Annotated in this window: 13 protein-coding genes and 1 pseudogene; 5 read left to right on the top strand and 9 right to left on the bottom strand. The window is 47.8% G+C overall.

What is annotated here, in order from left to right; all coding sequences use genetic code 11:
* Positions 1 to 260 precede the first annotated feature (260 nt).
* Positions 261 to 884: a transcriptional regulator RcsA gene (rcsA, locus tag FC814_RS16415; protein ID WP_000104005.1), complete on the top strand. Its 624-nt coding sequence runs from the start codon at positions 261 to 263 to the stop codon at positions 882 to 884.
* Between the two features lie 43 nt (positions 885 to 927).
* Here rcsA and dsrB read toward each other — a convergent pair whose 3' ends face one another.
* Positions 928 to 1,116: a protein DsrB gene (gene dsrB / locus FC814_RS16410; RefSeq protein WP_000867217.1), complete on the bottom strand. Its 189-nt coding sequence runs from the start codon at positions 1,114 to 1,116 to the stop codon at positions 928 to 930.
* Between the two features lie 162 nt (positions 1,117 to 1,278).
* Between dsrB and yodD the strand changes: the two genes are divergently transcribed.
* On the top strand, positions 1,279 to 1,506 hold the full coding sequence (gene yodD / locus FC814_RS16400) for a peroxide/acid resistance protein YodD (protein ID WP_010346997.1): 228 nt from the start codon (positions 1,279 to 1,281) through the stop codon (positions 1,504 to 1,506).
* Between the two features lie 296 nt (positions 1,507 to 1,802).
* The gene (locus FC814_RS16395; protein WP_085460818.1) at positions 1,803 to 2,618 is read left to right on the top strand and encodes a mannosyl-3-phosphoglycerate phosphatase-related protein; all 816 of its coding nucleotides are present in this window, start codon (positions 1,803 to 1,805) and stop codon (positions 2,616 to 2,618) included.
* On the opposite strand, the pseudogene dgcQ reads toward FC814_RS16395, so the two are convergent.
* The 3 genes and pseudogenes from dgcQ to FC814_RS16375 all read right to left on the bottom strand — a co-directional run bounded on the left by dgcQ (position 2,615) and on the right by FC814_RS16375 (position 5,670).
* A pseudogene (dgcQ, locus tag FC814_RS22875) lies at positions 2,615 to 4,309 on the bottom strand (cellulose biosynthesis regulator diguanylate cyclase DgcQ). The gene FC814_RS16395 and the pseudogene dgcQ sit on opposite strands and share 4 nt — an antisense overlap.
* Positions 4,310 to 4,491: 182 nt before the next feature.
* Positions 4,492 to 4,674, bottom strand: coding sequence for a YodC family protein (locus tag FC814_RS16380; RefSeq protein WP_032225582.1), 183 nt, complete (start codon positions 4,672 to 4,674; stop codon positions 4,492 to 4,494).
* Positions 4,675 to 4,752: 78 nt separating this feature from the next.
* Positions 4,753 to 5,670, bottom strand: a complete 918-nt coding sequence (locus tag FC814_RS16375) for a DUF808 domain-containing protein (protein WP_000922671.1) — start codon at positions 5,668 to 5,670, stop codon at positions 4,753 to 4,755.
* A gap of 171 nt (positions 5,671 to 5,841) precedes the next feature.
* On the opposite strand from FC814_RS16375, the gene yedA reads away from it, so the two are divergent.
* Positions 5,842 to 6,762 carry a drug/metabolite exporter YedA gene (gene yedA, locus FC814_RS16370; RefSeq protein ID WP_001212251.1) on the top strand — a complete coding sequence of 307 codons (921 nt, stop codon included), beginning with the start codon at positions 5,842 to 5,844 and terminating at the stop codon, positions 6,760 to 6,762.
* On the opposite strand, the gene vsr is transcribed toward yedA, so the two are convergent.
* From vsr to drpB, 4 genes are all read right to left on the bottom strand, one after another.
* Positions 6,751 to 7,221 (bottom strand): VSPR family DNA mismatch endonuclease, encoded by a 471-nt coding sequence (gene vsr / locus FC814_RS16365; protein WP_000785993.1) that lies wholly within the window; start codon positions 7,219 to 7,221, stop codon positions 6,751 to 6,753. The two genes, yedA and vsr, sit on opposite strands and share 12 nt — an antisense overlap.
* Positions 7,202 to 8,620, bottom strand: a complete 1,419-nt coding sequence (dcm, locus tag FC814_RS16360; RefSeq protein ID WP_001157280.1) for a DNA-cytosine methyltransferase — start codon at positions 8,618 to 8,620, stop codon at positions 7,202 to 7,204. The genes vsr and dcm overlap by 20 nt, the downstream gene beginning before the upstream one ends.
* A 66-nt stretch (positions 8,621 to 8,686) precedes the next feature.
* A complete protein-coding gene (locus FC814_RS16355) occupies positions 8,687 to 9,382 on the bottom strand; it encodes a phosphohydrolase (RefSeq protein ID WP_001053189.1) in 696 nt (231 codons plus the stop codon).
* 39 nt (positions 9,383 to 9,421) lie between these two features.
* Positions 9,422 to 9,703 carry a cell division protein DrpB gene (gene drpB / locus FC814_RS16350; protein ID WP_016158467.1) on the bottom strand — a complete coding sequence of 94 codons (282 nt, stop codon included), beginning with the start codon at positions 9,701 to 9,703 and terminating at the stop codon, positions 9,422 to 9,424.
* Between the two features lie 648 nt (positions 9,704 to 10,351).
* On the opposite strand from drpB, the gene ompC reads away from it, so the two are divergent.
* A complete protein-coding gene (gene ompC / locus FC814_RS16340) occupies positions 10,352 to 11,539 on the top strand; it encodes a porin OmpC (RefSeq protein WP_137326191.1) in 1,188 nt (395 codons plus the stop codon).
* 87 nt (positions 11,540 to 11,626) lie between these two features.
* Here the strand turns inward: ompC and FC814_RS16335 are convergent, their stop codons facing one another.
* Positions 11,627 to 11,866, bottom strand: coding sequence for a hypothetical protein (locus FC814_RS16335; RefSeq protein WP_000554889.1), 240 nt, complete (start codon positions 11,864 to 11,866; stop codon positions 11,627 to 11,629).
* Between the last annotated feature and the right edge of the window lie 186 nt (positions 11,867 to 12,052).

The raw sequence follows: 12,052 nt of genomic DNA, 5'->3' as shown, positions 1-12,052 counted from the left end.
GATTATCTGAAAAATAAAATCAGACAACATCTTCCAGGATACTCCTGTGGCGAAATATTTGTTTTAAGCTCACTCACATATCGCAACATTTACTTTACTTTAAGACAATTCCAGGCAAATTATACAACACTTTACGGGATAGTAAGTCCGCCTGAAAAATCGCGAGAGTGGCGCATTAGGTGACCCATGTTGTTCCGTTTAGTCATGATGAAATATTCAGGTAAGGGGAATTATCGTTACGCATTGAGTGAGGGTATGCCATGTCAACGATTATTATGGATTTATGTAGTTACACCCGACTAGGTTTAACCGGGTATCTGTTGAGTAGAGGGGTTAAAAAAAGAGAAATCAACGACATCGAAACCGTTGATGACCTTGCCATCGCTTGTGATTCACAGCGCCCTTCAGTGGTGTTTATTAATGAGGACTGTTTTATCCACGATACTTCTAACAGTCAACGCATCAAGCACATCATTAATCAACATCCCAATACGTTATTTATCGTTTTTATGGCGATTGCCAACGTTCATTTTGATGAATATCTGTTGGTCAGAAAAAATTTATTGATCAGTTCCAAATCGATTAAACCGGAATCTCTCGATGATATCCTTGGCGATATTCTGAAAAAAGAGACAACGATGGCCACTGTTTTAAATATGCCGACATTATCATTGAGTCGAACCGAATCGAGTATGTTGCGAATGTGGATGGCAGGTCAGGGAACCATTCAAATCTCCGACCAAATGAATATCAAAGCCAAGACCGTTTCATCGCATAAAGGCAATATTAAACGTAAGATCAAAACGCATAATAAACAGGTTATCTATCATGTCGTCCGACTGACGGATAATGTGACTAATGGTATTTTTGTCAACATGCGCTAAAACATTCTGACTGGTGGTTTCCCACCAGTCAGAATGAATAAAATTACTCTGCTTTCTCCACAAAGATACCGTCCTGATGCCCTGCCTCATTAAAGAACCAGATGCCGAGCGGGTAGTCTTCCAGCGAAACCAGGTACATTGTGCCTTCACTAAACTCCTCAACTGCCAGTACCACGCCAGGACGACGCGGACCGCCATCCGTTTTGACTGTTACCCGATCATTCACCTTCATCGTTTTCCTCCTGTGGCTTTGTGCCAGTGTAGAACAATTTCGTTTTTCTGGCAGCGCCGGGCGCACGCGAGTGCTGATTTTCTCGACGGTCTATACTTAAGAGATGCCAGGCTGACATAACGGTCGGCAGCAACAAATGAGTAACGGTTGCGAGGAAAGATGATGAAGACCGCAAAAGAGTACAGCGATACCGCAAAACGAGAGGTCAGCGTCGATGTCGATGCCCTGCTGGCGGCGATCAATGAAATTAGCGAAAGCGAAGTTCATCGCAGCCAGAGCGATTCTGAGCACGTCAGCGTTGATGGGCGTGAATATCATACATGGCGTGAATTAGCGGATGCCTTTGAGCTGGACATCCATGACTTTAGCGTCTCGGAAGTGAACCGCTAAATGCAACATAAAAAAATCCCGACCCTTGTGGGGGTCGGGATCAAACTTGCTTAAGCAAGAAGCACTTAAAAAATTCGTTACACCAGGAAATCTGATGTGTTCATCACCTTATCTGCAATTTTTTTCGCTGACAAGGAAATATTCTTTGCGCGAATGATTAATGTCATTAATGAATGGAACTGTGACTTCCGTCACCCCTTACGAGCTCTGCTACGAGCGGGATCGCTCCCGAAAAATGATCAAATACAAATCGTGCTATTTTGAGAAACATCCTGGTAAAGGGAGTATGCGCTACCATGCTTTCAATTCAACAACCACTGCTGATTTTCACCGATCTCGATGGCACCCTGTTAGATAGTCATAGTTATGACTGGCAGCCTGCCGCTCCCTGGTTAAACCGTTTACGGGAAGCAGGCGTGCCTGTGATTCTCTGTAGCAGTAAAACGTCAGCGGAAATGCTGTACCTGCAAAAAAACGTGGGGCTACAAGGGTTGCCGATGATTGCCGAAAACGGCGCGGTGATCCAACTGGATCATCAATGGCAAGATATCGACGGTTATCCCCGGATCATCTCGGGCATTGCCCATAGTGAAATCAGTCTGGTGTTGAATACGCTGCGCGAGAAAGAACATTTCAAATTCACCACCTTTGATGATGTCGATGATACAACCATTGCGGAATGGACGGGATTAAGCCGCAGCCAGGCGGCGCTGACGCAGTTACATGAAGCCTCAGTCACGCTCATCTGGCGCGACAGTGACGAGCGGATGGCGCAATTTACCGCCCGCCTGAACGAGCTGGGGTTACAGTTTGTACAAGGCGCTCGCTTCTGGCATGTACTGGATGCCTCTGCCGGAAAAGATCAGGCAGCTAACTGGATCATCGCAATATATCAACAATCAGGGGGAGAACGTCCGACGACGATCGGCTTAGGCGATGGTCCAAATGATGCCCCCTTACTGGAGGTGATGGATTACGCAGTCATTGTGAAAGGGCTAAACCGGGAAGGTGTTCATCTGCAAAATGAGGAGCCTGCCAGGGTCTGGCGAACGCAGCGAGAAGGACCGGAAGGCTGGCGCGAAGGACTGGATCACTTTTTCACCGCTCGTTAAGCGTTATCGCTCGCAAAAACCCGATTACGCCCTGCCTGTTTAGCGAGATAAAGCCGACGATCGGCAAGCGACTGTAATTGTTCAAAATCATAATCGCCGGTTTCCTCGCTGCTGCTCACCCCCAACGAAGCACTAATGCGGATGGTTTTGCTCTTGGCAATCAACATCTCTTTTTCATTCAGCTTCAGACGAATGCGTTCGGCAACTTCTTTTGCCTGCTCCAGGTTAGCGCCCGGCAGAATCACACAAAACTCCTCGCCGCCAACTCGTCCGGCAACATCCTGGGCTCGCAATGAACGACTAATTAATCCGGCGGCATGTGACAACACACGATCGCCTGCCTGGTGACCAAAGCGGTCATTAATCGCTTTAAAATGGTCAAGGTCGACCTGAATGACAGAAAAAGGATGTTTTGTGTGTCTGGCACAATTTAGCAAGCGGACGCGCTTTTTCGAACAGTGCACCACGGTTATACATGCGGGTTAAGGTGTCGTGCCACGCTTGCCATTGCAGCGAACTTTGCAGGACAAACATATTGCTTACCATCTGGCGAATCACATACCAGGAGATAAGTAGCATGGTGGTGAAGAGCGCCCACAGCAGGGTTAATGCAATACTTATGCTGCCAAAATCACCACGTACACCTTCACTAAGCGTATGGATACGCACTAATACGCCATCGAAATGATCCAGCCGTTCCCAGCTAACATAGCGGCTGTTCATCCGAATACCACCGCGCGTATCGTGTTCAATGTCCTGCGCAAGTGATGCCAGTTCACGAGGATCAAAGAGATCTTCGCCAGGATGGTCCGGGTTAGATGAGGTCAATAATTTCAGTTTGCTGTCATAGAGTTGATATTCGCCATCGAGATTTTTATCGATAGCATTTTGTAAAAATTGCTGCATTGAACGCACGGGAATACTCATCCCCAATACGCCATACCAGTAATTATTATTATCGACCGGCACGCTTACAGTGACCTGTGGTTCAGTAGCATTGTTATGCTCATGCTGAGAGGTAAACCAACGCACCGCACGTTGACGGTTTTCTCGTTGTGAATGACCGATAAACCAGGGTTGGGTGACAAATTCGTAGTAACGCCCAGGCACATTACGCATAAATAGCGTCGGCTGCGTCGAAACGTAAAATCCGGCGCGCGAGACATACATCGCTTGTTCAACCATTGATGAGGAGTTGTGCGCCAGACGCAGTAAGTAACCAACTTCCAGCGCGGCGGTAATTTCATTATCCAGGGATTCATTTTCGCGGGAAAGCAGACTCCCCTCACTGACTAACGCATCCGAGACACCGTTTACTGGCAAGGTGCGCCGTCTGTTGAGTTCTATCTGCCAGGCATGTTCATCGCGACGTTGTTCGAACTCGGTAACGGCATTGCGCAGAGAAGTGAAATCGAGCGGCGCAACGAGGGCTTCACGATCCCGTTACGTAAAAACAATAATTTATCAACGTTATATTGCAGTTGTTTATCAAGCGCGTTGGCAACATTTTCCAGATGGTTACGCTGGCTTGAAATATAGGCATCTTCCAGAACCACCACTTCACGCCATGTAAGTAACGTTGAGAAGATCAACACCACAATAAAGCAGAGATTAACGACATGACCAGGCCCCAGGCGGCGCGCGAGTTTTTTCAGCCAGCTCTGGTTTTCCATTTCTGTCTCGTGCTGCACCCTGACGACTCCCAACCTGCTTTCTTATGATTCTGGCATAACCTGGCGATAACGTACCGCCAAACAGCAATAATTTTATAATGTTGCCATGATAAGACGCATCAGGCATTCAATGCAGACGCTGGCACAACAGCCGGATGCGGCGTGAACGCCTTATCCGGCTTGGTGTTAATTATACGCTTTCAGGCTTCTTCCGGCGAACGACGCCTCTCCCCCGGAACAAGCTCAGTTTCATGAAAGGCTTCCCGTTTGACACCGTAACCGTCATACCACCGACACTCAACCATGCCGCTGGAATACCCAGTAACAATCATCTTCGGGCCGCCTTCTTTGACCGTCACTTCCTCACTAACCACAAAGCTCATACTCGCCTCCTTTTTTCGAGTGAAACTTGTTCACCTTAGTCGAGAATGGCGAATTTTGCATAATAGCCAATGAGAATATTAATGTGCCTGACCGCGCAATTTCGCTATCGTTTTCACTCCCAACACGACGATACCACCGATGATAAAACCAAGAATCAGATTTAAAACAGTCGGTAATATCATTGCGACCAGCGCACTCTGCTGCCCGGCGAAATGTTCAATCGCATGATGCAGCGGCGCGATGCCATGTATCACAATACCGCCGCCGACCAGGAACATCGCCAACGTACCGACTATCGATAACGCTTTCATCAGCCAGGGGGCAATAATCAACAACCCCTTGCCTGTCGCTTGCATAACCGTACTGGATTTTTCCACCAGCCAGTAACCCAAATCATCAATCTTAACGATGATACCCACCAGACCATAAACACCCACGGTCACGACCAGTGCGATCCCTGAAAGTACCAGCACCTGATTAAGCAACGGCGCTTCCGCCACAATCCCCAGCGTGATGGCAACGATTTCCGCAGACAAAATAAAATCGGTTCGAATCGCCCCTTTTATTTTGTCCTTTTCAAACTTCAGTGGATCTTGCGCCGCCAGTGCCTCCAGACGCTGCTGACTTTGCGCCGGATCATCTTTGTGCTTACGCGCCTCCAGCATATGCAGCACCTTCTCTACCCCTTCAAAGCAGAGAAATGCGCCACCAATCATCAACAGTGGCGTAATCGCCCACGGGATAAAAGCACTGATGATCAGCGCCAGCGGCACCAGAATCACTTTGTTGATAAGCGATCCCTTCGCCACGCCCCAGACCACGGGCAACTCCCGATTGGCACGCACACCTGAAACTTGCTGCGCATTGAGCGACAAGTCATCCCCTAATACACCAGCGGTTTTCTTCGCCGCCAGCTTGCCCATCACGGAGATATCGTCCAGCAAAGTGGCGATATCATCGAGCAATGTCAGTAAACTACTCCCGGCCAAAAGCATTCCCTCTCATTTTTATCGTTGACGCGCTAAGTATGAAGCAAAATCGGCCCGGCTGATACTTGCTTCACAGGTCAACATTTTTTTAACAATCAAACACAATTATATCTCTCGCCAGCGAAATGATTTTCACGTTTACTATGAACCGCCTTTTTATTTCCATCGTGAGGGATTATGCGTTTCCGCCAGTTGTTACCGCTTTTTGGCGCGCTGTTTGCGTTGTATATCATTTGGGGCTCAACCTATTTTGTCATTCGGATTGGGGTTGAAAGCTGGCCACCGTTAATGATGGCAGGCGTGCGGTTTCTGGCTGCCGGTATTTTATTAATGGCCTTTTTACTGCTGCGTGGGCACAAATTGCCGCCACTGCGTCCCCTGCTTAATGCCGCGTTGATTGGTTTATTACTGCTTGCTGTCGGTAACGGTATGGTAACGGTGGCTGAACATCAAAATGTTCCTTCCGGCATTGCCGCCGTGGTGGTGGCAACAGTACCTCTCTTTACTCTCTGTTTCAGTCGCCTGTTTGGCATTAAAACGCGCAAGCTGGAATGGGTGGGTATCGCCATTGGGCTTGCCGGAATCATCATGCTCAATAGCGGCGGTAATTTAAGCGGCAATCCGTGGGGCGCGATTCTGATTTTGATCGGTTCTGTGAGTTGGGCGTTTGGTTCGGTTTATGGCTCGCGCATTACCCTACCAGTAGGAATGATGGCGGGCGCCATTGAGATGCTGGCGGCTGGAGTGGTGTTAATGATCGCGTCGATGATTGCAGGTGAAAAACTGGCGAAGCTCCCTTCTCTTTCGGGCTTCCTTGCGGTCGGGTATCTGGCGCTGTTTGGTTCGATCATCGCCATCAATGCTTATATGTATTTAATCCGCAATGTCAGCCCGGCTCTCGCCACCAGCTATGCATACGTTAACCCCGTAGTCGCGGTCTTGCTGGGTACGGGGCTGGGCGGCGAAACGTTGTCGAAGATTGAATGGCTGGCGCTGGGCGTGATTGTCTTCGCAGTAGTGCTGGTCACGTTGGGAAAATATCTCTTCCCGGCAAAACCGATTGTCGCGCCAGTCATTCAGGATGGATCACGCGAGTAAATGAATCCCCAGAGTGTCGATCTGCGCGCTGGCGCCCTCGCCGCAGATCCACTCTTCCAGACGCTCGGCAAGCGCCGCATCGGTCAATTTCTCCCGTCCGCGTAACGCACACTCCCAGACAATCAATACACGCCAACCTGATTCCTGTAAGCGGCTAATGTCCCGCTTGTCACGCGTTACATTTTTGCCAATCTTCTCCAGCCAGAACTCAGTGCGTGTAGCAGGCACTTTAAACAGATAACAGTGATGATGATGCCAGAAACAGCCATGTGTAAATATTACACAGCGATACTCATCGAGGACAAAATCCGGGCGTCCGGGCAGGCTGGCATCCTGAACACGAAACGCCAGCCCCTGCCCGGTTAATAAGCTGGCGAGACGTTTCTCGATTGCCGTATCGCGCGTGGCAATCGCGCGCATGTTTTTGCTACGCGTGGCCTTATCGTGAACGTCGGCCATGTTGTACCTCTTGCTGACGCAACGCCACCGCCTGTTTGATTTTTGGCTCAAGCAATTTTGCCACTGCAGCAAATACCGGTACTACCACCGAGTTGCCGAACTGGCGATAGGCCTGAGTGTCAGAAACCGGAATACGAAATTTTGCTTCATGGGGTGCTTCAAAGCCCATCAAGCGTGCGCATTCTCGAGGCGTTAACCGACGTGGACGATGTTGCTGATTCTGCGGATCGTCAAAGTCTTTCTCACCTGTCGCCATATCCCAGCCGCGATCGATTAAAATTTCCGCACCATCTTTGTAATAACGGGCAGAAAGCGTACGCGTAACACTCTGCGGGTTGTCCGGATAAACCATTCCGTAACCAAAGCCGTTACCGCGCGCCTGATGTTTTTTCGCATAGCGATAGAGGTACTTCCACAGCACCGGCGTCAGGATATATTTTGCTTCGACAACCGGGTCCAGTAACTGCGCTAGCGTAATACGTTGTGCCGGATAGCAGTCACTAATATCCCGCAAGGTGAAATCTGTTTTCAAATTCAGATCGCGACGAAAGCCCACCAGCACGATGCGCTCTCGGTGCTGCGGCAGAAAATGTTTGCCGTCGATGATTTTCGGATCGTCCGGGCCATTATCTTCGGCATCGGCCACGTCATAGCCCAGTTCATCCAGCGTCTGCATGATGATACGGAATGTTTTGCCCTGGTCGTGGCTTTTCAGGTTTTTGACGTTTTCGAGCACAAAAATCGCCGGACGACGGGCATTGATGATACGCACTACATCAAAGAACAGCGTGCCCTGGGTATCGCAAGCGAAACCGTGCGCACGACCAAGTGAGTTCTTTTTCGATACGCCAGCCAGTGAAAACGGCTGGCAAGGAAAACCGGCCAATAAAACATCATGTTCAGGAATGTGCTGACGAATATGTTCTGCCGCCACTTCATCGCTCACACCCTCTTTATGGCTCAGAGTGATGTCGCGGATATCTTCATTAAAGTGATGCGTCGCCGGGTCGCAATAATGGTTAGCTTTGTAGGTGCGCACCGCATGTTTATTCCACTCGCTGGTAAATACACACTGACCGCCAATCGATTCAAAACCGCGACGGATGCCTCCAATACCGGCAAAGAGATCGATAAAGCGAAACGTATAATGCGGATGATGTGCTGGCGGTTTGGGTAACAACGTTTGCAAATGGGCGAACTCTTTTTCGCTTAAGCGGTGCCACACCGAGTCGTTAGCCAGCGCACGTTTTAAAATCGCCGGACTCCAGTGGTTTTCTCCCACGCTATTAAGTTGCGCTACCAGCGTTTTTACATCATAAATTTGCAGCAGTTTCTCCAGCATTGCCTGTGCGGCATTCCCGGTGCTGTATGAATCGGTTACTGATATATTTTCCTGCATAGATTTAACCGGCCATCTGAGATGGCCGACAGGTTAACATAATTACTTCTGTTTAGGGCTACGCGGTCAGTCAACCGGCGAAAACGCATCAATCACCGTATGATCCACACCTTCATTCTCGCCCGCCAGTTCGGCACTGAGCTTAGCCATAAACTCCACCAGAAAACGGGCGTTATGTTGTGCCAGCAGTTTACCTTTTGCCGTTTGCATAGTTTGCGGTAGCTTCAGCAACTTCGTCTGGAAATGATCCAGCGCGTAGCGTTTATCATCGAGTGGGCGACGTTGCGCGAACGGATCTTCACCGTCAAATAGCGCCATCCCCAATGAACCTGAAACTGCAAACACGCGCGCCAGACCTATCGCACCTAATGCTTCCAGCCTGTCTGCATCCTGCACGATTTTGGCTTCCACCGTTAAAGGCGTAATTTGCGCACTGAAACTGTGTGCCGCGATGGCATGGCAAATGGCGTCTATTTTCTCTGACGGAAAATCAGCAAATTCCGCACTTAAAATGCGACGCGTTTCTTCTGCCGCCAGTAAAGAGGAACGCTGCCGTTGCGGATGATTTTTCGCCAGACTCACGACATCATGAAAATAACAGGCGGTTAAAATGACCAGCATATCGACGTCTTCATCTGCCGCCAGTTTCTGCGCTGTCGCCCAGACGCGACGAAAATGACACAGGTCATGAGCCGCGTCCTGGTGTGTATGATGGTTTTTCAACCAACGTTCAAATTGTGCCTGCCAGTGTTGTAAGTTCATACGCGCTCCGCTGCCAAAGGGGCGCAACCTTAGCAGTTTTTACTCATAGCGTCTGCTTCGCGCAGGCCGTGGTCGGGTGTACCAGGCAATACCACCTAACAATGCCCCGACCATAGCCATAAATAAAAATCCCACTAACGCACCTAACCACTTTCCCGCAGTTGAACCTAAATCACTTTCAAATCCTGACACGGGGGCATCGGGGATCCGACTCATTACCCAGATGTAACGCGCCATCACCCAGACAAAATAGCCACACCATGTATAGAAAGCCCACAAAGCCAGTTTGCCGCCAGGGCTGCGAGAGAGTCTTTCTTCCATTGTTGTCGAACCATGCTCCATTTTGAGATAACCCGGAAAATTAAGACCTGATCCTATTATGTGATGAAAGTCACATTTTTCCACATCGGTTGAGCCAGTCAAGTCTCATTCATTTTTTGAACAAATAGATGATTTTTGTTCAATGGCAATAATTACTGGAAAAACAGCTATTAAAAATTTTATTTAACTTTGATCGTAGTTTTATTAATTCACTAATTCAATATATCAGCGAGGAATACAATTATACCTTTTTTGTTTTCTGTGTCATGATAACTCCGTTATTAGCCTTTTATCGTCTTGTTTATATTTTTGAGCCGGCATGATGCCGGCTTTTTTTATGTCATTTTATAATGTGCGCAAGATCACACACGATTTTTAGCGAAACAATCATTGACGCAATCCATTCTTATCAAAAACCAATAACTATTTGATATAAAACCATAAATGTCATGAATATTTATGGTTTTAACTCATAATCGTGAATTATATTAAATAGATTAGAAACATTTTGAAATCTTTTAAATACATTTGTTACATGTATTTCTTAAAATAAAATAAACTTCATAGAATAGTATCCAAATGTGCTTTTTTTGGATAACGGCACTTATTTTTATATTCATGAAGATTATAATCACAAGGGAATACATAATGAAAAGAAAAGTTCTGGCAATGCTGGTCCCGGCGTTATTAGTTGCTGGCGCAGCAAATGCGGCTGAAGTCTATAATAAAGATGGTAATAAACTGGATTTCTACGGAAAAGTAGCGGGTCTACACTATTTTTCTGACAACTCGGGCGCTGATGGCGACATGTCATATGCCCGTATCGGTTTCAAAGGCGAAACTCAGATCGCTGACCAGTTTACTGGTTACGGTCAGTGGGAATACAACCTGCAAGCAAATGGTACTGAAGGTGACGGTGATAACTCAGCAACCCGTCTGGCGTTCGCTGGTTTAGGTTTCGATCAGAACGGTACTTTCGACTACGGTCGTAACTACGGTGTTGTGTATGATATCGAAGCGTGGACCGATATGCTGCCTGAATTTGGTGGCGATACTTATGCTGGCGCCGACAACTTCATGAACGGCCGTACCAATGGTGTAGCAACCTACCGTAACAATGGCTTCTTCGGTCAGGTTGATGGTCTGAACTTTGCTCTGCAATATCAGGGTAATAATGAAGGCTCCGGGGAGGGTTTCTTCTTTGGTCAGGAAGGCTCCGGTAGCGGCGATGGTCGTAAACTGTCTAAAGAAAATGGCGATGGTTATGGTATGTCAACCTCCTATAACTTTGACTTCGGTTTAAGCCTGGGTGCTGCTTACTCCAATTCTGACCGTACTGATGAACAAACAAAACCTGATTTTCATAATACCCGTGCCGGTGATAGAAATGATATAACAGCTGGCGGTGAAACAGCTGAAGCATGGACCGTTGGCGCTAAATACGACGCTAATAACGTTTACTTAGCAGCCATGTATGCTGAAACTCGTAATATGACGGGTTATGGTGACGCTGATGCTATCGCTAACAAAACACAGAACTTTGAAGTTGTAGCTCAGTATCAGTTCGACTTCGGTCTGCGTCCGTCCATCGCTTACCTGCAATCTAAAGGTAAGGATTTAGGCGGTTGGGCTCATGACGGCAACGGCGACCCGCGTTACACCAACAAAGATCTGGTTAAATACGTTGAAGTCGGTGCAACCTACTATTTCAACAAAAACATGTCCACCTATGTTGATTACAAAATCAACCTGCTGGACAACGATGATGACTTCTACAAAGCAAACGGCATCGCGACCGATGATATCGTTGCTGTAGGCTTAGTCTACCAGTTCTAATCAGCCAACGCGCCTCGGCGTGTTACTGTAAAAACCTAATACCCGCCTGAGTTCGTCCCTCATCGAACTCAGGCTTTTTTATCGTCATTAAATCAGCAACAGCGGCACGCTAAACTGCCGTAGCATATCGACAAAACCCAATTCCTGAGTAGCTCCCAGCACAATAACATCTTCCAGTTGCTGTTCAGCCAGTTCCTTCACCCCTTCCGGAAGAGTCCCAAGATAAACATAGGTATGGATAAACCCTTCAGGCAAAACCAACTGTTCTGCCAGTGTAGCTAAACGGCGCAAAGCCTGATCACGTAGCACATATTCCAAACGATGCATGTCAGAAACATATCCCCGCTCCAGTATCCTTACATACTCCGGTATAAAGCCAAGCAAATGAACATGCCCTGATGAAACGTTGGCGAAAAATTGCGCATGATAAAATGCTTGGGTGATGCTGCCAACTTACTGATTTAGTGTATGATGGTGTTTTTGAGGTGCTCCAGTGGCTTCTGTTTCTATCAG

The organism is Escherichia sp. MR, assembly GCF_005280595.1.
In the GTDB taxonomy this organism is placed as follows: domain Bacteria; phylum Pseudomonadota; class Gammaproteobacteria; order Enterobacterales; family Enterobacteriaceae; genus Escherichia; species Escherichia ruysiae.
Note: the sequence above shows the minus strand (reverse complement) of the source record. Positions and strands in the feature narration are given on the sequence as shown.